This is a genomic window from Flavobacterium sp. 1355, assembly GCF_017833415.1.
Classification (GTDB): domain Bacteria; phylum Bacteroidota; class Bacteroidia; order Flavobacteriales; family Flavobacteriaceae; genus Flavobacterium.
On the sequence record NZ_JAFICC010000009.1, the window covers coordinates 175,332 to 200,404 of the forward strand.

Consider the following 25,073-nt stretch of genomic DNA (forward strand, 5'->3'; position numbering starts at 1 on the left):
GCCTGACAATAATAATTCATAATTAAGGGTTGGTAGATGAAACCTCTAAAACTTTTCCATTAAAATATTTATTTCCGTTTAATGTGAAATCATAAATATAGGTTGCCATTCCTTCGGCTGAAATTGGCGCCTGATAACCCGGAAAAGCCTCATTCAACATTTCAGTCTGAACTGAGCCTAAAGCAAGTACATTAAATGAAATTCCTTTTTCTTTATATTCTTCTGCTAATAATTCTGTTAAGGTAATTACAGCCCCTTTACTTGAACTGTAGGCCGCTAATCCTGCAAATTTTAAGCTTCCTCTCACACCACCGATCGAACTGATTGTTACTACGTGACTTCCTTTATCTAAATAAGGCAGGCAAATACGGGTTAAGTTCGCAACCGCAAATACATTTACTTTATAAATACTTTCAAAATCTGCCTGAGTTGTTTCTGCAAAAGGCTTTAGCAACAAAGCGCCTGCATTATGAACCAAAGCATCTACTTTTTTCCATGCCGATGAAAGAAAATTTTCAACCTGATACAGTTCTGATTCGTTTGATAAATCAACAGATAAGCACGTTACATTTTTATGTTCTAAAAGTGCCTGCGGAATTTTTCTGGAAATAGCCAATACCTGATTTCCGGCATTTGCGAACTGCAAAGCCAATTCAAAACCAATACCTCTGCTTGTTCCTGTTACAATAATATTTTTCATGAAGCAAAAATAAACAAAACGCTCAAAAAGAACCGTTAATTATTCATTGTAATTTCCTGCTCATTAGAACTCGCGATTTGCGTTACAGCAGGTAAAAATTCCTGTATAAAAGAAGTCATATGCGAAATATCCATTAGTTTGAATTCATCTGAAGGGTGATGATAAAACTCAAAATTTTCAAAGTCAAAAGTACTTATAGACTGACAAGGTTTTTTGAAAGCTTCGTAGAATGAATAATTATCAGATCTGTAAAACAATTTATATTCTGCTTCTTTTGGCAAAAAGCCAATTGTTTTTTTGCCTGTATATTCATTGATTTTATCAGCCATATTTGATTTATCAAAACCAGTAATGTAGGCCAGATAATCACGTTTCATTGGCACACCAATCATTTCGATATTCAATTGGGCATATAAATTGAAGTTTTGCTTTTTAAGTTTCTGAACCAGGCTTTTAGAACCTAATAACCCTTTTTCTTCTCCGGCAAAAAACACTACCAGAATACTTCTTTTGTTCGATTTTGTCTGAGCAAAATATTTTGACATTTCGGCCACAGCAGTTACTCCGGAAGCATCATCGTTTGCACCATTATTAATAACATCTTCTTTTTTGTTTTTTTCTACACCAATATGATCGTAGTGTGCACTCAAAACCACAAACTCTTTTTTAAGTTCCGGATCATTTCCTTCAATAACACCAACAATATTAAATGCCGGCGATTTAAAATTAGTCAGTGTATCACGATAGGTTTTAAAATAAGGCTTCACATTATTTTTCTTTAAAAAATCTTCTAAAAATTCAGCCGCTTTTTCTATTCCTTTTGTTCCTGTTTCGCGTCCTTCCAATTCATCGGAAGAAAGATATTTTAAAAAATCAGAAACTTCCGTTTGTGCTACTTTATAAGTAATTTCGACAGGTTTAGAATTTTCTTTTGAAGGTTTATCACTTACAGAAGAAGTATTTGATTTACAGCCTAACAGAATAAACGGCAGAAGAAAGTATAGTTTTTTCATAAAAGATTTGATTAAAATATAAAAGTTAAGTAAAGTGGTTAAAGTATAATGTCATGAAAGTAAAAAAAATATTTATAAAAAAACCCTTTCGAAGCCAAAAAAGCTGAAAGGGTCATTTCTATTTTTAATATTTAGAAAATTATCCTGCGATAACTGATCTTGAAATTACAATTTTTTGGATCTCAGAAGTTCCTTCATAAATTTGTGTAATTTTAGCATCACGCATAAAACGCTCTACGTGATATTCTTTTACATAACCGTTTCCTCCATGAATCTGAACAGCCTCTACAGCTGTGTCCATAGCGACCTGCGAAGCAAATAGTTTTGCCATTGCACCACTTACATCATAGTTTTTATGTTGGTCCTTGTCCCAGGCTGCTTTCATACATAAGTGACGCGCCGCTTCAATATTAACAGCCATATCTGCCAATTTAAAAGCAATGGCCTGATGGTTACAGATTTCTGTTCCAAAAGCTTTACGTTCTTTTGAATACTTTAAAGCCAGTTCATAAGCTCCGGATGCAATTCCCAAAGCCTGAGATGCAATTCCGATACGGCCTCCTGCCAAAGTTTTCATCGCAAACTTAAACCCGAAACCGTCTTCACCTATTCTGTTTTCTTTAGGAACTTTTACATCATTGAACATTAATGAATGTGTATCAGAACCACGGATTCCCATTTTTTGCTCTTTTGGTCCAACAGAGAATCCAGGCATATCTTTTGTCATAATCAGGGCATTGATTCCCTTATGTTTTAACTCAGGATGCGTTTGGGCAATTACCAGATATACAGATGCAGTGTTCCCGTTTGTAATCCAGTTTTTTGTTCCGTTTACCAAATAATGGTCACCCATATCAATAGCTGTAGTTTTTTGCGAAGTTGCATCACTGCCCGCTTCCGGTTCGCTCAAACAAAAAGCACCGTGAATTTCTCCAGAAGCTAAACCTGGTAAATATTTTTGTTTTTGTTCTTCTGTACCATATTCCTGTAATCCCCAGCAAACCAAAGAGTTGTTTACAGACATTACCACTGAGGCCGAAGCATCAACTTTAGAAATTTCTTCCATAGCAATAACATATGAAATAGCATCTAAACCGCTGCCTCCATATTTAGGATCAACCATCATACCCATGAAACCCAATTGTCCCATTTTTTTTACTTGCTCTGTCGGAAAAATTTGTTTTTCGTCACGTTCGATAACACCTGGCAACAATTCGTTTTGAGCAAAATCTCTTGCAGCTTGCTGAATCATTAAGTGTTCTTCGGTAAGATTGAAATCCATATTTATATTTTTTTGTTTTTGTTTTTGTTTTTTGAAGTTTTTTGCTCAAATAAAGGCTTCCAAAGATAATTTTTAAATGCGAATTAACAATGCGTGCATATAATTTTAAGATATTATCATTAATCACGATAACGTTTTCGTGATTTTATTGATTTTTTGACTTCCACACATCAAATTGACAATGTTTTCTTTAAAATTTAAGAGTTAAATTATTGATGAAAACCCGTTCACTAAAAATTGTTAAATTATTATAATCTCAAAAAAACCAAATCTGACAAAAACACGTATATGTACGTAAAACAACTCCTACTATTATGATTATGAATACCCTACAAATTAATAAATAGTAGGATTTTAAAAAAAAACATCAAATTAAAATAGTCAAAAATTATAAATTAGATTATTTTTGCCCTAAAAAATTAAATTATTGATAGCGTATGAAAAAGATTTTACTTGTATTAACCATTCTTTTAGGTTTACAATTTTCGACCGTTTCTGCCCAGACAACATTAGAAGTTAATGGTGTTACAGTACCGAGAAAAATTGAATTCCAAAACAAAACATTACAATTAAATGGTGCCGGCGGAAGATCAAAAATGTGGTTGGAAGTGTATGTTCAGGCATTATATTTATCACAGTTGAGTCAGGATCCTCAATTTATTATTGACAGTGATACAGAAATGGCAATCAGGATAGAAATTACTTCGTCTATGGTTTCTTCAAATAAACTGACAAAAGCGATGAATACCGGTTTTGAAAAATCAGCGGGAAGCAATCTTGAAGAGTTAAGACCTAGGATTGAAGATTTTAAAAAGTTTTTGAGTGATGCAATTACAGAAAAAGATGTTTTTGTTCTGGCTTACAATCCTTTTGACCAAACAATAAATGTTTACAAAAATGAAGTCCTTAAAGGAAAAGTTCCGGGATTTGATTTCAAAAAAGCATTATTCGGAATCTGGCTTTCAAACAAACCGGTTGACGAAACTTTGAAGAAAAACTTATTAGGAATGTAATTTTCTAGTTTCAGATATATTTTGAAGCCGAAAACGCAATGTTTTCGGCTTTCTTTTTTTTGTCTTATAAAATTGATACAAAATACATTATTCGCATTATTCTATTTTATACTTTTACGCAAAATAAACATATCACAACAAAATGAAAGATTTATTACAGCAATTTGAAAATAAAGAACCTGAAATTGTTTTTAACTGGAAAGATTCTGAAACAGAAGCCGAAGGTTGGACAGTAATTAATTCACTTCGTGGAGGAGCTGCGGGTGGAGGAACAAGAATGAGAAAGGGCTTAGATATGAATGAAGTTTTATCTTTGGCCAAAACTATGGAAGTTAAATTCTCAGTTTCTGGTCCTGCTATTGGAGGCGCTAAATCCGGAATTAATTTTGACCCTAATGATCCACGCAAAAAGGGAGTTTTACAGCGTTGGTACAAAGCAGTTTCACCTTTACTAAAAAGTTATTACGGAACGGGAGGGGACTTAAATGTTGATGAAATCCATGAAGTAATCCCAATGACAGAAGAATGTGGTGTATGGCATCCGCAGGAAGGTGTTTTTAACGGGCACTTTAAACCAACAGAAGCAGATAAAATCAACAGAATCGGTCAATTGCGCCAAGGTGTTATCAAGGTAATCGAAAACCCAAAATTCTCACCAGATGTAACCCGCAAATATACTGTTGCCGATATGATTACAGGATATGGTGTTGCAGAAGCTGTCCGTCATTTTTACGCTACATATGGCGGAGATATTAAAGGCAAAAAAGCAATCGTTCAGGGATTTGGAAATGTGGGTTCTGCTGCCGCTTTTTATTTGGCTGAAATGGGCGCAAAAGTAATCGGAATTATTGACCGCGACGGAGGATTAATCAACGAAGAAGGTTTTTCTTTTGAAGAAATCAGAACGTTGTTTTTAAACAAAGACGGAAATAAATTAGTTGCTGATAATATGATTCCGTTTGAGGAAATCAATTCTAAAATCTGGACTATCGGAGCTGAAATTTTCACGCCTTGTGCCGCTTCAAGATTGGTACAACAAACTCAAATAGACAGCTTAATTGCAAACGGACTGGAAGTAATTTCATGTGGGGCGAATGTTCCTTTTGCTGACAAAGAAATTTTCTTTGGTTCGATTATGGAAGAAGTAGATCATAAAGTAAGTTTGATCCCTGATTTTATTTCAAACTGCGGAATGGCAAGAGTCTTTGCTTATTTTATGGAGAAAAAAGTTCAGATGACAGATGAGGCAATTTTTAATGATACTTCGGATATTATAAAAAATGCAATTGTAAAAGCTCATGCTTTGAGCTCATCAAAAACAAATATTAGCGCAACTGCTTTTGAGATTGCACTGAAACAATTAGTATAATTTTTTTATACTTTATTTTTAAGCGGGCTAAATTAGTTTTTAGCTCGCTTTTTTATTAACATTTAACCGCAATGTACGAAGGTTTACGCTAAGTTCGCAAAGCTGTTTGTTTTAATCTCGCAAAGTCGCAGAGTCGCAAAGAAAAACTTAAAAAAGAAAAGCTTTGCGACTCTGCGACTTTGCGAAAAATAAATTGACGTTCCTTACGTAAAACCTTGCGAACTTTGCGGTTAAATTCTCTCGCATGTTCTAAACAATTTTTACTACTTTTAAACGTTTTTATTTAATACACTTACAAATTCAGAATTAAATGAGTTCTCCTATTTCTTCAGATCAAAAGAAATCATTACTACTCACTACTGCTATATATGCGGTAATCATTGTATTGCTGTTTTTTATTCGTTTTTGGCCTCCATATAATCCGGATAACAATGTTGCACTTGCAGAAGGCGGCGGCGGTGGCGGTGTGACTGTAAATTTTGGTGACAGCGATTTAGGCTCTGGAGCAAATTATAAAAGTGAAGTGCTTAATGTAAAAAATGAAGCCAAACAAACACCGGCAAAAGCAACGCCGGATGAAGCAATCATTACTCAGGAAAATACAACTTCTGAAAATGATGTGATTATTCCGACCAAAGAAAAACCAAAAAAACCTGCTCAGGTAGAAAAACCTGTAACAAAACCTGCTCCTGAAAAGCCAAAAGTTTCAAATTCTACAAATGATGCCTTGTCAAGTATTCTAAAAGGATCTAAGAAAGGCGGTGACGGAGATGATAAAGCGGCAGGAAACAAAGGAAAAGCAAACGGTAGTTTAGGCTCAAACGGATATTACGGAACTGGTGGATCTGGCGGTGGTACCGGTGGCGGAAACGGAACCGGAAGCGGCATTGGCACAGGAAGCGGTTACGGAGCCGGAAGCGGCGGAGGTTCGGGTGGCGGTTCAGGTTATTCTTTAGGAACCAGAAAAGCATTATCTAAACCTGCACCAAAATATACTTGTAACGAAGAAGGAAAAGTTGTAGTTGAAATTACGGTAGATCAAAACGGTAAAACAATCAGCGCAACTCCAGGTATAAAAGGAACTACTAACACAGCAAGATGTTTACTGGATCAGGCAAAATTAGCCGCTATGAATACAAAATGGGAATCTGACGATAACGCTCCTGCAAAACAGGTTGGTAAGATTATTTATAATTTTAGTCTGAATTAAAACACGGATTTCACCAATTCTCACGAATTTGATCTATATAAAAAAAGGCTTTCTGAAATATTTCAGAAAGCCTTTTTTTATATAGATCTCGTAAATCTTTGCGAGGAACTAAGCAATCTCACTAGCAATTAATATTGTGTGATATACAACATGAGATTGCTTCGTTCCTCGCAAAGACAATGTTGTTTTGCTCGCGTGAGAGATAGCGGCGAATAGCCCGACCAGAATAAAAAAATGGGCTTATCAACATTAGCTGATTAGCCCATTTTATTTATTCTGGTCACGCCCTGATATTATTCTTATTTTGGGCTGGTAGCAATAACAAATTTCAAATTGTTCTTGACTCCTATCTGCAATACATCTACTAAATCCTGTACCTGCAAATTAAACGGAATTCTGACAACAACAGTTTGTTCTTTATCTGCTCCTATTTTTGACATCAAAGAAGTCTCCAGATTTTCAAAATCAACGGGTTCTTTATCTATGAAAAACTTTTTATCTTCTGTAACTGATAAGCTTATAAGCTGTTTGTTGGTTTTTTCATTTGATTTTGCTTTGGGCAATGTCATCTTGATAACATTAGGATTTGCCAGTGTTGAGATAATTAAGAAAAACAACAACAGGAAAAACATAATATCACTTAGTGACGAAGTTGCTACCTCAGCATGAAATCTTCTTTTTCTCTTGATAGACATATCTTATGCTCTTTGAATTATATTGACAAATTCTAAAATCTGTTTTTGAATCTTTAAGGCAAAATTATCAATTTTTCCGTTTAGCAAGTGGTAGGCACTATAGGCAATAATACCCACAATTAATCCGGAACCTGAACTGATCATTTTTTCGTATAAACCACCGGAAATATTTCCGATACTAATATTTTCTGTAACTGAGATGCTGTAAAAAATCTTGATAACCCCGGAGATAGTTCCGATAAAACCAAGTGTTGGCGCAATACCGGCAATTAGCCCAAGATGGCCCAAATGTCTTTCCATTTCACCAATTTCTATATCGGCGGCACGGTCCATGTTTGATTCGATTTCTGCAATTGGGCGGCCGATTACCAAAACTCCTTCTTTGAGAATTTTTCCTGCAGCGGTATTACTTCTTTCTACAATTGTTCTTGCCAGTTCAATATTACCAGAGTTCAATTTATCTCCAACATCCTGCATTAATCTGCCGTCAATTTTTGACGCCCGGCTTATATACATATAACGCTCAAAGATTACATAAATAGTGTAAAACAATAAAATCGCAATTGGAATTAAGAAAACTCCCCCCTTCATAATAAAGCCAAACATTGAAATTTCAGTTTCAGGTGCTATCTTTTCTATAACAACATTTGAGGCTTGCGCGATTGTATCTGTTTGTAATTGAATAAAACTAAACATATATTAATTCTGGTTTTTAATAATTAATTCTAAAAAATATTTGAAATTTGCACTAAAGATAATTTTCACTGTAATAATAAACTAAAAAAATCGAAAATTATTTCAATCTGCAACTATTTTATCTAAATAAATGAACTATCAAGAGACCACAAACTGGATGTTTAACCAACTGCCAATGTATCAGCTTCAGGGCGCTTCGGCTTACAAAGAAGACTTAACCAATATTAAATTACTGGCGGAGCATCTTGGCAATCCTGAGCGTGGTTTAAAGTGTATTCACGTTGCGGGAACCAACGGAAAAGGATCAACATCGCATATGCTGGCATCTGTACTTCAGGAGGCCGGATACAAAGTGGGTTTATATACTTCTCCGCATTTAAAAGATTTCAGAGAAAGAATTAAAATAAACGGAAAGGAGATTTCAGAAAATTTTGTGTGTGAATTTATCGCAAAACACAAAGATTTCTTTGAGGCAAATGACATGAGTTTCTTCGAAATGTCTGTTGGTTTGGCATTTGACTATTTTGCATCCGAAAAAACAGATATTGCCATAATAGAAGTTGGCCTTGGCGGAAGACTGGATGCTACTAACATTATTACTCCTTTGGTTTCTGTTATTACCAATATCGACTTAGATCACACGCAGTTTTTAGGCACGACACACAGCCAAATTGCGGGAGAAAAAGCCGGAATTATCAAACCAAATATTCCTGTTGTTATCGGCGAATATATTCCGGAAACAAAAGCGGTATTTTTGGCTAAAGCCGGAGAAAAAAATGCACCGATTTATTTTGCCTCAGAATTAATTTCAGAAGTTTTTCCGTCTGATTTAATTGGCGATTATCAATTTCATAATAAAAAAACTGTCCAGCAGACAATTGCTGTTTTGAATGATCAGAGTGAATTTAAAGTTTCTGATAAAAATGTAAAATCAGGCTTATTGCGTGTTGTCAAAAACACAGGCCTGCAAGGAAGATGGCAGCAGCTGGGCGAAAACCCGAAAATAATTTGCGACACCGCCCACAACAAACACGGTCTTGCGGTTGTAATGAACCAAATCCAGAAAGAGACTTTTGAAAATCTTCATATTGTTTTGGGCGTTGTAAACGATAAAGACCTGGATTCTATTTTGCCTCTTTTTCCAAAAAAGGCTCACTATTATTTTTGCAGGCCTGATTCTTCGCGGGGTTTAAGCACCGAAATTCTGCAAAACGCTGCCGAAAAATATAATTTGAAAGGCGAAAAGTATGATTCTGTAGAGGCTGCTTTTCTGGAAGCGAAGAAAAATGCAGGTAAAAATGATTTTATTTATGTTGGTGGAAGCACTTTTGTAGTAGCAGAATTACCTTTGTTGTAAAAGCTTTTAATATTTGAAAAAAAATCATTTTAATAACAAATTCATAAACAGCAAGATATAATCTATTTCAAAAAAAGTTTTATTTTTTATTTGATTTTCTTTGCAGAACTCAAAAACTAGCGTATATTTGCACTCGCAATCACAAACGATAGCAACCTAGTAAAATAGGGCGATTAGCTCAGCTGGTTCAGAGCACCTCGTTTACACCGAGGGGGTCGGGGGTTCGAACCCCTCATCGCCCACCAAGAAACTCCTTAAGAAATTAAGGAGTTTTTTTTATGGTTTTATTTTTCTTCCGCAAAGCATTTGTCATTTCCACGGATCAACACGATATTGGATCAACACGAAAATTATGACCAGAAAATCTTTGGAAAACTGATATAATTAATAATTTCACTATTTGAAAATTGAATTTTTATAATACCATCTTTGAACCAGCAAAAAAACTTTCCTCACCATGAATAAATTAATTTATATACTGCTTTTTGCATTTCTGTCTTGTAAGCAAGCCAAAGTAAATGGCAATTCAAAAGTAATAGTTCTTCAGCCTTTAGGGAACTTTCAGTCTATTGCTGCACAAGAAGTATTAGAAAAAATTAAGAAAATTAATTCAAACGTTGTACTTAGAAAATCAATTGATTTTCCTTCTGGCTCTTATAATAAGCCTCGAAATAGATTTCGCGCTGATAGTATTATCAAATATTTAAAATCTGAAATTGGCAAAGATTCTGTAATCGTAGGGCTTTCTAACAAAGACATTAGTACCACAAAAGACAATCACCAGGATTGGGGTGTTATGGGGTTAGGATATCATCCTGGCAGAGCTTGCGTTGTCTCCGATTTTAGATTGTCTGATAAAAATAAAAAAGAGCAATTTTATAAAGTTGTTTTACACGAATTAGGCCATACCGAAGGCTTATCGCATTGCAAAACCAAAACGTGCCTAATGAGAGATGCCGAAGGCGGAAATCCGATTGATCAGGAAAAAAACTTCTGTAAAAGCTGCCTTAATTTTTTAAAATCGAAAAAATGGAACTTAAAATGATATGGCAAATCTGACTTCAAACGATCTGGGGAAACCCTGCGTCTTTACGAACCATAAATTATTCGACTTTGACTTCAATTGTTGAACTTTGTAAACTTCCGGTCAAAGCCTTCAACTGAATTTTTTCTTTCTTTCCATTCGATTGGATAATAGCAATACATTTGCCATTAAAAAGTTTGCACGAATTCGCTTTAAAAGAGTCCAGATTAGCCTGATAACCATTATCGACACCAACCAGCTTTCCTCCTCCGGAAACTTCAAAATTAATTAAATCTGTTGCATTTGGCAGAAGATTCCCGTCTTTGTCCACTATAGAAACCGTTACATAAACCAAATCGTAAGTATCATTTTTGATCGTGGTTTTATCTGCTTTTAAATCAATTTTAGAAGCTTCGCCAGCGGTGTGAATTTCTTTTTCTAAAACAACTTTTCCATCTTTTCTTGAAATGGCTTTTATAGTGCCCGGTTCAAACTTAACACGCCATGAAATATGAAGATCATCATTTTGTTTTGATTTTTTTCCGAGAGATTTTCCGTTTAAGAATAATTCCACCTCATCGGCATTGTTGTAATACGCCCAAACGTCGACTTCCTGATCTTTTTTCCAGTTCCAATGCGGGAAAATGTGCAGAACAGGTTTTGTCGTCCATTCGCTCTGGTACATATAATACACATCTTTTGGAAGTCCCGCCAAATCGATGATTCCGAAATAAGAACTTCTTGCCGGATACGGATACGGATCTGGTTCACCGATATAATCAAAACCGGTCCAGATAAAAGTTCCCGCCATAAAATCCTGTTTTTTGATCGTTTTCCAGTTTTCTTCATGCGTTGCACCCCAATACGATTTCACCTGATCATAAGCCGAAACCGTCCAATCGGCATTACCGTCAAACGGAGCGCCGTGTTTGGTTGGCCAGGCCTTGATTCCGTCGGGTAAATCGTAATGTCCACGCGTTTGAAGTGCCGAAACACTTTCTGAAGCCAATATTTTTTGCCCTTTAAATCGAACCGGAAAATCTTTATAATCTTCATGTTTGTAATTGAAGCCCAAAAGATCCAAAGCTCCCGACTGATAAATAAAATTTTTCTCAATTATATTTTCGGTCAAAGCCGAAGTCACAGGACGGGTTGTATCGAGAGATTTTACGATTTTGGCTAATTCCCTGGTAATTGCAATTCCTGTCGAGTCAAATTGCTCTCTAATTTCATTACCAATACTCCACATCATCACCGATGGATGATTACGGTCTCTTTTGATAAAATCTTCCAGATCCTGTTTGTGCCATGCATCCCAGTCTTTATGGTAATCATTCGTCACTTTTTTCTTTTTCCAAACATCAAAAGCTTCGTCCTGAACGATGAAACCCATTTCGTCGCACAATTGCATCATTTCCAACGAATGTGGATTATGAGACATCCTGATGGCGTTTGCTCCCATTTCTTTCAGCAAAGTCAGTTTTCTGCGAACCGCATGAATATTTTCTACCGCGCCCAAAGCTCCGTTATCATGGTGCAGGCAAACTCCCAATATTTTGGTTGGTTTTCCGTTTAAAGAAAATCCTTTCTCGGCATCAAAACTAAAAAATCTAAAACCCAACGGCGTTTCGTAGTTGTCAACCAATTTCGATTTCTCATACACTTTCGTAACTACTTTATACAAATACGGATTTTCTGTACTCCATAATTTCGGCTGATTCAAAGCCAAATCCTGAATCTTTTTTTCTGAAATTTTTGCTCCGATTTTTTCTGTTGAAGTAAAATTCGCCACTTCCTTATTTTCCGCATTTAAAATAGAAGTAACCAATTTAAACTCTTTCGCATCAGCGTTATCGTTATCAATTGTAACTTCTACCTGTATTTTCGATTTTTCTGCAGAAACTTCGGGAGTCGTTACAAAAGTTCCCCACTTCCCTACATGCAATTTTTCGGTGGCGACCAAACGTACATTTCTATAAATTCCGGAACCTGTGTACCATCTGGAATTGGGCTGTGCATCATTATCAACTTTTACGGCAATAACATTTTCCTTTCCGAAATTTAAATATTGCGACAAATCATATCCAAATGAGATATAACCATTTGGGCGAATTCCTAAAGATTTTCCATTGATGAATACTTCGCTATTTTTAAAAACACCGTCAAATTCAACCGAAACTGTTTTGTTTTTCCAATTTGCAGGAACAGTAAAAACCTTGCGGTACCAGCCTTTTCCTGCCGGCAAAAATCCTTGTGCCTGCTTTGTTTTATTGTCTTTGTTAAAAGCGCCTTCAATGCTCCAGTCGTGAGGCAATTGTAATGTTCGCCAATCTGCTGTATTGAAATTGGATTGAACTGCCGTTGGATAATCGCCTAATTTGAAGCTCCAGTTTTTATTGAAGTCTTCGATTATTCTGGGTTGTTTCCCTTGCGCGAAAGTTGTCGTAGTAAGCAATATTACTAAAGCTATTACGGTATTTTGTAAAATGGTTTTATGTTTAATCATTACAATTATTTTTTATTCTTTCTATTTACTCTCGCTTTGTCATCCTGAGGAACGAAGGACCACACAAGAAACTCCGTACAGAATGTCGCCAATCTTTGTCGAATCCAGAGTGTGGTCCTTCGTTCCTCAGGATGACAAGATTGTGCTTGCATCTGTAAAAACCTTTGCACCTCTGCCCCTTTACCCCTCAAAAAAAAACCTATTGAAACTCAAAATTATCCAACATCAATCCTTTCAAATCCTCTCCTTCCAGCGTAATTTTATACGTTCCGGCATTAATATAACCGCCAGAAGTTGTGTTTAAAACTTTCCATTTTTCTGACGAAGGGAAAAACTCAATTGTGTCGTTTCGCATTAAAATTCCGTAGGCATCTTCCATTTTAAATTTGACTTTTAATGGCGTTTCGTTTTTATTCATAAAACGGAAACGCATCAAATAAATTCCGGCAACTCCTGGTTTTACTTCAAACTCAATGCTGTTTGTTGTCTTTTTGGTAAACTCAATATAATCTGCTTTTTTGAAATTTCCTCTTTCGATTCCAATTCCTGTCGTTTTAGCTTTTTCTGCTTCGATAATAACGATTGGTCTTGAGTCGTCTTTTTCGCCCATATCATACGTTGGCACAATTGCAATTGTATTTATCGATTGAGAGTTATCAAAAAGAACATTTTCTCCTTTTTTTACTTTTTTAGTGTAAACAGAAAATTCCGTACGATTACTATTTTTAGCTTTTTCTTCTATTTTTTTATAATCTGATAACGAAGCAGATTCTTTGATTTTACTGTCAGCCAAGATAAAAATTGTAGATTCTTCTTTTGCTGTAAACGAACCTTTATTTTTAGAACTTGCCGAAAACTGTATATAATCGGCACCAAATAGTTCCGCTGGCAATTCGGTAAAAACAACATCAGTATCTGAAAATTGCTTTGAATTAATATCGAGCCACGAAGCTACCCGGTTTGTTTTGTCATAAGAATCCAAAACCAGATTCTGAATGTTTTTTGGAGATTGATCTGCAGGTTTTTCAAATCTCTTTTTTGTACCAATGGCAATTGCCGATATAATTGCTTGTCCCGCTTTTACATTTGGAAACGAAATCACAATTTTTCCGTTTTTGCTTTTTACCAAAAATGTTTTTTTCAACGCTTTATCGTGTCCGGCTTCTGACCAGATATCAAAATCTTTTAAAACTACATTTTCATTTATGGCAACATCAAACAAACGCCAGCCTTTGCAATCCATTCCGCCTCCTGTTCCGTACCAGGGCTCAGTGAAATATAATTCTACTAAATATTCTCCGTCTGCTACAGGAAATTCATAGCGCAATTTGTCAACTCCGTATCTAAAACTCTGAAACAATTCAGGATCTTTTGTACCGTCGATTGGGTCAAAAGTGGTTCTTTGGCTCGCGAAGAAATCCGGTAATTTTTCAAAATTATCTGTCCACGACAAAGAACCATAGGTATGTTGTCCGTTTTTGTGTGTATCGGTAAACCAGGTATTTCCTGAACTGTCTGTCATTTCAGAACCACCGCAGTTTACTCTGTAAATATAATTGTATCCCTTTTTTTCTTTTAAAATATCGGCTTTGTCAGCAGTTAAAGCATTTAAATTTGGTGCTTTCGTAAGTGTGTTCAAAACAATATAATCTTTGGCAACCGCTTTTCCATTCACATAACCCACAGCATACAAAACGTTGTACTGAACATTGACATTGTTAAACTGAAAATGCTTTCCGATTCCCGGATTTTTTAGTTTTCCAAGTGAAGATTTATTGACATCATTAAACAATTCTACTTCATCACAATTAGAATAAATATCGATTCCGTTTTTTATTCCTGCCGAATCCCAACGGCTAGGCCAGGTGTGCGAAACAATATACACCATCGGACTGGTTTTGTTTGAAACATAATTGGCGCGGTACATGTAAAACGCATCCAGCGGTTCTCCCCAAATGGTGAAAAGTCCTTTGTAATTTACAGGGCCAACTTTGTCAATATCCCTAAAACCTTCTCCATTTTGAACTCTTCCCGGATTTTCATGCGAAGCAAAAAGCCAGTTGAATTGTCCCGCAATTTTATCTTTTACCGATTCGGCTTCGCGGACTTTAATTTCCATTAATTGAGAAAAACGGTTTTCGCTCAACGTTCCTTTCTGGTCAAACTCACCTTCGGTATGCAAATCGGCTGAACGCCATGCACCGTATTCGCCGTTTAGCAATTGCGTGCTCATTTCCAAGTGATATTTTAGAGGATCACCGCCGTACGTTCCTGACCAATTTTGAACCACATTCCAATCTGTTCCTTCTCCGCCGTTACAAGTCGTTACAATTCTTTGCGAAGCCGATAACGGATCCATTTCGCGGATGATCTGGGTGCATTCTTCTGCAAATTCCTTCGGAATTGTACTTTCGTTCTGCAAACCCCACATCACTACAGACGGGCTGTTTCTACGTTCTTTAATCCACTCGCGTAATAAGGTTTTGAAATTTTCTTTGAATTCCTGAGTATCGTACCAAATGTGTGCTGAAAACTGACTCCAAAACAAGATTCCGTTTTCGTCTAATTCTTTTTGATATAACAAATTATGCGGCTGATGTGCTTCTCGAAAGGCATTAAACCCACCGGCTTTTATTTGTTCGATTCTGGAATGAATCATTTCGTCTGAAAATGAATGGCTGTTTCCAATTAAATGTTCGTATTCGCAGGTTCCGTTAATAAATAAAGGTTCGTCATTGATAAAAAAACGATTGTCTTTCCCGTCTCGGCTCACTGGCCAGCTCACCCAGCGGATTCCATAAGGCGTGGTTAACTGATCGATTATTTTTCCGTTTTCATAAACAGAAGTTACGAGTTTGTATAAATACGGATTGGAAGGCGACCATAATTTTGGATTTAAAATTTCCGGAAGTGTCTGTGTTATTTCTTTTGTTTGCCCAGAAATATATTTGATGTCACTTTTTATAATAACAGTTTTTTTCCCTGAAGCATCAAAAAGTATATTCTCGATCGTTAGATTTCGGTCTGTAGTACCGTAGTTCTTGATTTCTGTGTTGGTATGAAGAATCGCTTTTTGTTTTGAAACTGATTTGTCGTTCCAGATATGAACTCCAAACGGTTCGATTCTAACATCATTTGTTACGACCAGCGAAACCGGTCTGAAAATCCCCATGGGCTGAGAACCTTCAGAAAAGCCCCACTCGCCTGAGCAGCCGCCACAAACCCACGGAAGATCTGCAATAAAGGACGGATGCGCAGCTTTAACTAAAATTGTATTTTCTTTATCGAAATGAATTGCTTTTGTAATGTCTACTGTAAAAGTAGTTCTTCCACCTTTGTGTTCGCCCACTTTTTTACCGTTTACCCAAACTGTTGCATAAGAGCTTACGCCTTCGAAATATAAAAATAAGCGTTTTGAACTGTCTTTTTTTTCTAGCTTTAATGTCTTTTTGTACCACGCTGTACCGTGTAGATTGCCGTGTTTTGTTCTTCTAAAACCATAATACTGATCCCAATTGTGAGGCACGTTTACCTTGTTCCAATTGGAATCAGTTTTTGGATTTTCTACAAAATCTTCTTCTTTCAGCGGAAGATTATCCAATATTACGGTTTCCCAAGACGAGTTCAGCGAAATTTCTTTACGGACTGAACTTTTGCTTTGACTCCAAACAAAGCAAAGGCTTGAAAAAAAACAAAAAATAAAAAAAACTATTTTTTTCATATTTCCTAAGTTCCTGCAAGGTTTCCAAAACCTTGTAGGTTTGATATTTTTTACGATCATTTTAGAGAATACCTACAAGGTTTTGGAAACCTTGCAGGAATCATTGATTCTTTAAACAGACCTAACAGTCCCGAAGCATCGGGATAAAAACCTGTCTGGTCTAGGTTAACGTATTGCTCGCGTGAGGGATGGCAGTGGAGCTCTCCCGATTTTTCATCGGGAAGCGGGAACGTACAGCCCGATTCGCCGCGGCGAACACGCCCAAATTATTATTATTAATAAAATAACCAGTCGATCGCACCTTTTTCTCCTGCATCGATATAGCCCACATCGCGTGGCGTAACGGTTTGATTGGCGTCTATGAATCCTAAAATCAAAACTCTTCCTTTGCCCAAATCTAGCTTATTTTCGCCGGGCTGAAAAGTATAGGTATGAATATTTACACGCGGTAACTCTTTTAAATTCATGGCGCTGGCCAAAATTACTTCGGCCTGACCGTGTGCATTTCCGGCAGCATCTGTTTCTAAACTCGGCGGAAATAAAAATCGCTTTTGATCTGAATTGAAATAACCAACAACCAGTTTTACAGGTTTGGTATTTTTAAATTTCAGATGCGTTCCTTTTTCATTTTGTTCTGTTTCCTCAAACGCAATTCCTTTTAAGTTTTGCAGTTCCGGAGCCACTTTAATCAATTCTGAAATTGGGGTTCCGTATACTTTTGTGCCATTTTTTACGGCGTAAGTTCCTTTGCTTTCGCTTAGTAATGTTACATCAACGGGTTGCCATGGTTTTCCTTCTTTGGTTTCGATTTTACCATCTTTTGATGCTTTTAGCAAATCTAAATTTCTTTTAAAATTGGCTAATTCACGTTCGTAATGTGGTAACAATTCTGCCCAGGTTTTGTTGTTTCCGTCGTCGCCTCCAATCGGGATTCGGCGTTGTGCGGTTTGCATACTGTTGGCATAGAGATAACTATCTTTGGTTAAATTTACCAATAACTCGTAATGCTCGATGCTTTTCTCCAGATGAGGCATTGCTTTGTCCAGATCGGTAATATCGTTAGAATAACTATATCGTAATACCAATATAGCAGCTTTTACTTTTTCTGAAAAGAAATCGGCAAAAGCTTTATAAGCATGAATGTCGTTTTTTAGACGCAGAAATTCTTCTTTGTCTTTGGTTACGCTTTTTTCGGCTTTGTCGATTGCTTCAACAGCCAATCGTCCGTGTTCTGTGATTTCGGCAATAATCTGGGTTGGAAGCTCACCTGAATGTGGCTGCTTATTCCATTCTTTTTTAGCATATTCTAAAAGCAGTTCTCCCGCTGGTCCGCACGATTCGTGAAATCCGGGATACACACGCCATTTTGCCGGATTGACCAATTGGCTTTCGAACATTCCTAGCAATAACGTTTGGCGGTTTCCTTCTGTGATTCCGAAACGTCTTAAGGTTTTTGGCGCAATTTCTCCAGATTCGTCGTATGCTTTTTTGATATTGTCTGCAGCTTCTAAATCGGTTCCGTATTTAGCCGCCAGATCTTTATCCCAAAACTTAATTTCTTCGTTTTTGTCTCTTTTACTGTCCCAGGCATATCTCGCCCATGCTTTGTACCAAATCCAGTCGCGATCCATTTCGAGTAATCGTTCTCCGGTTTTGGTTTTATCGGCTGTATAAGGCCAGTCCCAATAGGACGCTTGCGGATATAAATGCAATGCGTTGGCTCCGTGGGCGCTGTGCATCGCCTGAACTGTTTTTTGGATAAACTCTGGTGAGCCATATCTAAAAGGCTCTAAATTGGCCAAAATGTGTACATTAGAAATATGCACGGAATTTAACGAGCTTAATTTTTTATGAATTTCTCCCCAAGGTCCGCCCGGAGTGTATGTCGTTAATGATTCGCCATTATACTTATGCATCGTGTACAGATTTTTATACAAAGGGAGTGATTTTTCCATAACCAAAGGTGCATCTGTATCGTGAGCGCGCAAAATGATTGGCGGTTCTTCTTTGATTCCCAGTGTTTTTAATCCGTCCTGAACGCCGGGAATAATGGTTTTGGTAAACCATTCGACATCGTCATCAATCGTATTTATGGCTTCGCCAAGGCAAACTAATAATCCGACATTTGGATATTTTTCGATAAATGCTGTAATTGATTTTTTGGTATAATCGGCAATTTCTGGTGTAATTGGTCGCGAACGATCCTGCGTTTTTATATTATAATGTTCTGCAAAAGGTTTGGAAACAATGATATTATAAAACATCTGAATGACCCAGATACCTCTTTTGTTGGCTTCTTCGGTTAGGAATTTGTAGATTTCCTCATTCTTTTTAAAATCGGCTTCGCTTACTTCAAGCGCAAACGGATAGTCTTTTAATTTTACCAAAGATGCAAAAGGATGCCCGTTCCATAAATACAAGGAATTCATTCTGTTTTCTACCAGCATATCCAAATACTTAATCCAAAGCTTTTTATCGTAAAACCAAGGAAAAGTTTCCGGCGTGTACGGATATTCGTAAACATCTCTTCCCGGAAGATAAACTGGTTTTTGAACGCCAATACAAGCGCCTCTTAAAACCATTTCGGGACTGTCTTCGATATTGATTTCTGATGGAAGTTTTCCAGAATCTTTAATTCGGTCTGCTAATTCCATTGCGCCATATAGCGCTCCGGTTGCATCTGTTCCTTCAATGTAAATGATATTTTTTTGACTGCGAATTTGAAAACCTTCTTTTTTTGTCAGTTTGCTATCGTCGATTTTGGCGTTTTTTGCATTTTGTTTCCAAAAATCAGTTCCTTTTTCTCCAATAACAATTACCTGATCTTTTGATTTTGTGATTTTATTGGAAGTATTGATTTTGAATCCTTTGGCAGATAATGTTTCGGATAGTTTTTCGGCTCCAAATTTTGCTCTTGGCGCATTGGCATCACTAACAATTGTGACATTTTGCGCTGTCGCGAAAGAGACGCAGAAACCTAAAAAAAGTAAGCTTAAATATTTCATTGTATTGTGTTTTTATTCTTGGAGTCTTATCGATCTGGTTTGTCATTTCGACGAAGGAGAAATCACATTAGAAACTCCTCACAGAAAATCACCAATCTTTGTCGAGTCCGAGTGTGATCCCTCGTTCCTCGGGATGACAAAAATGAGATGCTTTTTTGCCACAGATTAAAAGATTTTCACAGATAAAAAAAATCTTTTTAATCCTTTAATCTGTGGCTATAAATAATTAATTCTGAAAAATCTTTTTCAAATAGGCCACGTTAGCGCCGTAATTGGCTCTTACATTGTGTACTTGCGTAACATCGCGAGAACGCTCTACAATAAGCCAGCCACTCCATTTCATTTCATCCAGCGTTTGTTTTATTTTTGGCATGTCAATCGCTGTATCATTTTCCAGCCAGACTTTATCGGTATTTGAAGCGTGAATCTGAGCTAAATGTTTCTTGCCTAAGATTTTTAATTCTGATACAATATCTCTGCCGTTATCTACTGCATTCGCAAAGTTGAAAGAACTTTTGATATATTTTGAACCCACTTCTTCCAACAGCTTTTTCTCTTCTTTCGCGCTTAATGAAGTTTCAATTGCAATAACGCCATCAATTTTACCAACTTGTTCTCCTGCCCATTTTAATCTCCTGATTACTTCCGGACGCAATTCGGGATATTTAATCAAATCACTTTGAGTTCCTAACGGAAGGTATGCCACTTTTACGTTCATATCTTTCATCGTTTTGATGCAGTCGTCGATCATTGGGGTAATTTCTCTTTTGGCAAAAGACTGCGCATAAAATCCGGACATCGCAATGGAGCTGATTCCAACTCCTGTTTCTTTCGATTTATCGAGGAATTTTTGTCGTTCTACGGGATCTCCCAATTTACTTTCAAAAGTTGGGCGATTTCCTAATCCTCCCATGTCCAGTTCGATTCCGTCAGCTTTAATTTCTGCCGCTAAACCGAAAGCACCTAATTTTTGTCTTTTTAAAATCATCCAGTCGCAAACTGCCACTTTATACTGTTGTTCGTTTTTTGATGCCTGAGCCGTTGCACAACTGTTGAATGAACAGGATAAAACTGCTAAGATTGCGATAATATTGCTTTTCTTGAAATGAGCTAAATTCATAAATATTAGTTTTTACCATTAAGATATTAAGGAAGTTAAGCGTAGCAATGCTTAATAAACTTTATGATCTAAGAAAATTAAGCTTATCTTAATGGTTATTTTTTTTCAACTGTGCTGCTTAATAAACTTAATATCTTAATGGTTAAATTTTTTAAATCTTATTCCTCTTCAGCCTTAACAGCCGTTACAACTTTATTTTCATCACCAGGCCAGATTCCGTTTTTGATAGGAAATGCTTTTAGTTTGCTTGGATCGACTTTTACGTATTTCAGTTTTTCTCTTCTCCAGGTATAAACAATATGCACCATTCCGTCAGAACTCTGAATCATAGACGGATAAGAATATTGGCTGATTTTTGAATCTTCTAAAACCAAAGCGGCTTTCCAGTTAATTCCGTCATCAGAAACAGAAACATTCAAAGGCGTTCTTGGGCCTTTTGCTTCTTTTCCGGGAGGCAAAACGTGATTGTACACTAATAAATGTTTTCCGTTTTTAAGGGTTACGGCATCTGTTCCTGAATTGTTGTTTGGAAGTCCGATCAATTCTACATCAGACCACGTTTTTCCGTTGTCTTTTGAAAAAGTGCTGAAAATAGCTCTATTTCTGGTTCTGCCAATGGCCTGAATACTGCCGTCTTTGTGGAATAATATACTGGGCTGGATGGCATTGATTTTTTGTTTTCCTCTCGGAAGCGTATCGCCCATTACCCAGGTTTTGCCAAAATCAGGAGTCGATTCCATGCGCAGTCTCCAGCCGTCACCTTCAATACTTGACGGACATAATAAAGTTCCGTTGCTTAATAAAACCGGTTTATTTTTGATTGGCCCTAAAAAACCATCCGGCATTTTTTTTGCCTCAGACCAGGTTTTTCCTCCATCAGATGAAGTTCTGATTACGCCCCACCATTCTGATGGTTTTGGTCCTATTTTGTAGAAAAGCATTAAATCACCACCCGGAATTTGATACAAAACCGGATTCCATGTTGGTAGTCTTGGGCCTTCCGGCATAACGCCGTCGGCTACTTTAACGCCTTCACCCCATTTATCACTTCCTTTTGGTTTGATGCTTACATAAATACAAACATCAGGGTGTCTTTCTTTTGTTCCTCCAAACCAGGATGAAACTAAATCGCCATTTGTTGTTTCGACAATTGTAACTGCATGGCAAGACGGATAAGGTGCTTTATCATAAATAAATTCATCTACTAAAATACCTTCTTTCCAGGTCTTTTTTTCTAAAGCCGATTTACAACTTCCTAAAAGGAACAGTCCAAACAAGACAAATATCAATTTTGCTATCTTCATTCTTAATTTTATTATGAATTAAAATTTTTGATTATAAATACATTCCTAATAATTTTTCGCACAAAATTATTTAATAAATGTAAAAATGACACTAAAAAATTAAAGATGTATCCTGTACTGTCCCGAATTGTCTAAAATTAACGCTTTACAGAAATAGAATAAGAACCGGATGACAAATTTAAAACCAGATAATTGTGCTCTAATTTGTAAGAAGTTGAAAAAGCTTTGTCTAATTTTTGATTGTCTATGGTAACAGCAGAAGCCTCAGAAGCAGGCAGATAAACCAACGCAGAGCTGTTTGCAGGAATCGTAATTTTCCAGTCAAGTTTGCTTTTAGACTTCTTCCAGTCGCTTTTAATGGTTCCGCAAATGGATTCATATGAAGCGTTTACATAAGTTAAACCCGCATTAAAATCTGGTTTCATAATGATTTGTTTGAAACCCGGAGTTTCAGGATTGCTTTTTATTCCGGCCATATTTTCATAATACCAAATTAGTAAATCGCCCAAAAGCATCACGTGATTTTGAGAATTCATAGCAGGATCGGCCGTGTTCCCGTTCCAAAGTTCCCAAATTGTAGTTGCGCCATTTTCGACCATATAACCCCAACTCGGATAGGTTTTGTTGGATGCTAATTTGAAAGCCAGATCGCCCCGACCAAAATTAGTCAGCGTTCGCATTAAAAACTGCGTTCCAATTACTCCTGTGCTTACATGGCCATTTTTAGTCACTTCTACTTCATGAACTAAATTTTCAAAAACTTTCTGCTGCAGTTCTGCCGGAACCATTCCGAAGGTCAAAGGCAGTAAATTAGCCGTTACCGTATTATTGGCGTAATTATTTTTTGCCGTATTAAAATATTTATCGTTAAATGCTTTTTTAATTCTTGAGGTCAAATCATCATAATGTGCAATATCTTTTTCAGCATGTGCGATCACGGCAAACTTCTTCATAATGTTTAGAAGCTGATAGAAAAAGGCACTCGAAATCAATTCACCATCCGTTAAACGAGCCGGATCTTTAGAACGGATTAATTCTAATGATTCTGGCGGAACACACCAATCACCGTATTTATCTTTGGTCATAATATCATCGACCAGATAATTTTCTTCCATATAATCCATCCATTTTTTCATAGACGGATATTGTTTTTCAATAACTTTTTTATCTCCAAATTGATGATAGAGCATATCTGCAACCGTAATATACGTTCCCGGCCAGGTTACATTATCCCCATAATAACGCCAGAAGGCAGGCGCAACATCCGGGATTCCGCCATCTATAGTTTGTGCGTTCTTAATATCATCCAGCCATTTGGCGTACAAAGTCTGATTATCAAATAAAAAACTTTCGCCATAAGCTCCGGTCGTTCTATCTCCCAACCACGGCTGACGCTCATTTCGCTGCGGACAATCAATTGGCATTCCTTTATAATTACCGCTGATTCCCCACCATGCATTTTTAAAAATCTGATTCATAGTCGGATTAGAAGAATCGAAAGTTCCAGTTGTGGCAATGTCATCGTAAACGATTTTACCAACAAAATTTTCTAAACCTGGTTTTGTTTTAAAACCTGAAATTTCAACAAACCTGAAACCGTGAAAAATAAATCTTGGTTCCCAAACTTCTTCGCCTTCGCCTTTTAAAGTATAAATATCAGTTGTTTTTGCATCACGCAAATTGGCAATGTACAATGAACCATCTTTTTGTAATGACTCTGCAAATTTCATCGTGATTTTATCGCCAGCATTTCCTTTCACTTTTAATTGTAACCAGCCTACCATATTCTGACCCATATCCAAAATATAAGTTCCCTTTGGAGTTTTTGTGATCGAAATAGGTTTTACCTCGCCTTTTATTTTCATATTAGCTGACATCTGACCTTCGTAAAATCCGCCTGGTTCCTGCACATATTCTGCCGAAAGCCATTTTTTATCATCAAAATTCGTGGTATTCCACCCTTTCATTTCTTTGCGGGCGTCATATTCTTCTCCGTCGTATTCATTGTTGGATAAAATAGGACCGTCTGTCTTAATTTTCCAGCTATCATCTGTGCGAATTACATCTTTACTTCCATCTGTGTATTCTACAAACAATTGCAAAGCCATTTTCGGATACCCAAAAGTTTTGATTTTATACGGTTTATAATCCTGACGCATGGTAAAAAAACGGCCATTTCCCAAAATTGTTCCCAACACATTTTTGCCTTCCTGAAATTGCGAAGTCACATCAAAAACATTGTATTTTACATTCTTGGTATAATCTGTAGGAACGGGAGCCAAAACCTGATCGCCAATTTTATTTCCGTTAATGTACAACTCATACAAGCCCATACCCATGATGTAGACTTTGGCGCTCTTAACTTTTTTCTTAAGATCGATTTCTTTTCGTAAATATCTGGCTGACAATCTCGAATACTGCGAAATACTATCTCCCGGAGAAGCTTTTTCGTAGCCAATCCATCGGGTTGATTTCCAGTCGGCATAGGTGAGGAGCCCGATGCTGAAATGTGCATTTTCTGTTGATTTAACTTCGCCTTTATTCGTAGAAACAATTACTTTCCAGTAAACATCTTGTCGGTCTTTTAGTTTTTTACCGTTATAAATTACATTAACAGATTCATCACTTTGCACTTTTCCGCTGTCCCATAAATCTCCATTTCCTGCATTTAGTTTTTCTAAAGATGAAGAAGCCAAAATTTGGTAATGAGTTTGTTTTACATCGTTTATGTTTGCTTTTATTTTCCAGCTTAATCTCGGCTGCAAAACGTCAATTCCTTCCGGATTGGTCAGCATTTCACATTTTAAATCTGTAACGCTGATTTTATTTTGGGCTTGCGCCGAAATTGTAAAAAGCGAAATGATTATGGTTAGATGTAAAAAAAACTTTTTCATAGTATTAATTTAAGCTAATATTATTCCCTTTTTTGTCATCCTGATCCCGAGGCTTCGGGAAAAGGGCCACACTATAAACTCCGCATGGATTGTCGACAATCTTTGTCGAATCCCCAAGTGTGTTCCCTCGTTCCTCGGGATGACAAACCAAACGGAAGAAATCC

At 36.7% G+C, this 25,073-nt stretch carries 16 protein-coding genes and 1 tRNA gene; 6 read left to right on the forward strand and 11 right to left on the reverse strand.

Annotation, left to right across the window (positions count from 1 at the left end):
- Positions 1-22: 22 nt before the first annotated feature.
- The 3 genes from JOD96_RS13345 to JOD96_RS13355 form a co-directional block, all read right to left on the reverse strand.
- Positions 23-700, reverse strand: coding sequence for an SDR family NAD(P)-dependent oxidoreductase (locus JOD96_RS13345; protein ID WP_209564734.1), 678 nt, complete (start codon positions 698-700; stop codon positions 23-25).
- Between the two features lie 35 nt (positions 701-735).
- On the reverse strand, positions 736-1,713 hold the full coding sequence (locus tag JOD96_RS13350) for a M20/M25/M40 family metallo-hydrolase (protein WP_209564735.1): 978 nt from the start codon (positions 1,711-1,713) through the stop codon (positions 736-738).
- A gap of 139 nt (positions 1,714-1,852) precedes the next feature.
- Entirely contained in the window at positions 1,853-2,995 is a 1,143-nt protein-coding gene (locus JOD96_RS13355) for an acyl-CoA dehydrogenase (RefSeq protein ID WP_209564736.1), read from the reverse strand.
- 437 nt (positions 2,996-3,432) lie between these two features.
- Between JOD96_RS13355 and JOD96_RS13360 the strand changes: the two genes are divergently transcribed.
- The 3 genes from JOD96_RS13360 (at position 3,433) to JOD96_RS13370 (ending at position 6,587) form a co-directional block, all read left to right on the forward strand.
- On the forward strand, positions 3,433-4,008 hold the full coding sequence (locus JOD96_RS13360; RefSeq protein ID WP_209564737.1) for a chalcone isomerase family protein: 576 nt from the start codon (positions 3,433-3,435) through the stop codon (positions 4,006-4,008).
- A gap of 142 nt (positions 4,009-4,150) precedes the next feature.
- Positions 4,151-5,377, forward strand: a complete 1,227-nt coding sequence (locus tag JOD96_RS13365) for a Glu/Leu/Phe/Val dehydrogenase dimerization domain-containing protein (protein WP_209564738.1) — start codon at positions 4,151-4,153, stop codon at positions 5,375-5,377.
- Between the two features lie 310 nt (positions 5,378-5,687).
- Positions 5,688-6,587 (forward strand): energy transducer TonB, encoded by a 900-nt coding sequence (locus JOD96_RS13370; RefSeq protein ID WP_209564739.1) that lies wholly within the window; start codon positions 5,688-5,690, stop codon positions 6,585-6,587.
- 299 nt (positions 6,588-6,886) lie between these two features.
- On the opposite strand, the gene JOD96_RS13375 is transcribed toward JOD96_RS13370, so the two are convergent.
- Positions 6,887-7,282: an ExbD/TolR family protein gene (locus JOD96_RS13375; RefSeq protein ID WP_173972596.1), complete on the reverse strand. Its 396-nt coding sequence runs from the start codon at positions 7,280-7,282 to the stop codon at positions 6,887-6,889.
- Between the two features lie 3 nt (positions 7,283-7,285).
- Positions 7,286-7,978: a MotA/TolQ/ExbB proton channel family protein gene (locus JOD96_RS13380; RefSeq protein WP_209564740.1), complete on the reverse strand. Its 693-nt coding sequence runs from the start codon at positions 7,976-7,978 to the stop codon at positions 7,286-7,288.
- 130 nt (positions 7,979-8,108) lie between these two features.
- Here JOD96_RS13380 and JOD96_RS13385 point away from each other — a divergent pair, with 130 nt between their 5' ends.
- From JOD96_RS13385 to JOD96_RS13395, 3 genes are all read left to right on the forward strand, one after another.
- Positions 8,109-9,335, forward strand: a complete 1,227-nt coding sequence (locus tag JOD96_RS13385; protein WP_209564741.1) for a bifunctional folylpolyglutamate synthase/dihydrofolate synthase — start codon at positions 8,109-8,111, stop codon at positions 9,333-9,335.
- 167 nt (positions 9,336-9,502) lie between these two features.
- Positions 9,503-9,580, forward strand: a tRNA-Val gene (locus tag JOD96_RS13390).
- A 212-nt stretch (positions 9,581-9,792) separates the two neighbouring features.
- On the forward strand, positions 9,793-10,380 hold the full coding sequence (locus JOD96_RS13395; protein ID WP_209564742.1) for an archaemetzincin: 588 nt from the start codon (positions 9,793-9,795) through the stop codon (positions 10,378-10,380).
- A gap of 58 nt (positions 10,381-10,438) precedes the next feature.
- Here JOD96_RS13395 and JOD96_RS13400 read toward each other — a convergent pair whose 3' ends face one another.
- From JOD96_RS13400 to JOD96_RS13425, 6 genes are all read right to left on the reverse strand, one after another.
- Complete coding sequence (locus JOD96_RS13400) at positions 10,439-12,865, reverse strand: sugar-binding domain-containing protein (protein WP_209564743.1); 2,427 nt, start codon at positions 12,863-12,865, stop codon at positions 10,439-10,441.
- A 199-nt stretch (positions 12,866-13,064) separates the two neighbouring features.
- On the reverse strand, positions 13,065-16,586 hold the full coding sequence (locus tag JOD96_RS13405) for a malectin domain-containing carbohydrate-binding protein (protein ID WP_209564744.1): 3,522 nt from the start codon (positions 16,584-16,586) through the stop codon (positions 13,065-13,067).
- 275 nt (positions 16,587-16,861) lie between these two features.
- A complete protein-coding gene (locus tag JOD96_RS13410; protein ID WP_209564745.1) occupies positions 16,862-19,591 on the reverse strand; it encodes a glycoside hydrolase family 20 zincin-like fold domain-containing protein in 2,730 nt (909 codons plus the stop codon).
- A 226-nt stretch (positions 19,592-19,817) separates the two neighbouring features.
- The gene (locus JOD96_RS13415; RefSeq protein ID WP_209564746.1) at positions 19,818-20,711 is read right to left on the reverse strand and encodes a sugar phosphate isomerase/epimerase family protein; all 894 of its coding nucleotides are present in this window, start codon (positions 20,709-20,711) and stop codon (positions 19,818-19,820) included.
- A gap of 158 nt (positions 20,712-20,869) precedes the next feature.
- Positions 20,870-22,015, reverse strand: coding sequence for a sialidase family protein (locus JOD96_RS13420; RefSeq protein WP_209564747.1), 1,146 nt, complete (start codon positions 22,013-22,015; stop codon positions 20,870-20,872).
- A 137-nt stretch (positions 22,016-22,152) separates the two neighbouring features.
- Positions 22,153-24,909: an alpha-L-rhamnosidase gene (locus tag JOD96_RS13425; RefSeq protein ID WP_209564748.1), complete on the reverse strand. Its 2,757-nt coding sequence runs from the start codon at positions 24,907-24,909 to the stop codon at positions 22,153-22,155.
- Between the last annotated feature and the right edge of the window lie 164 nt (positions 24,910-25,073).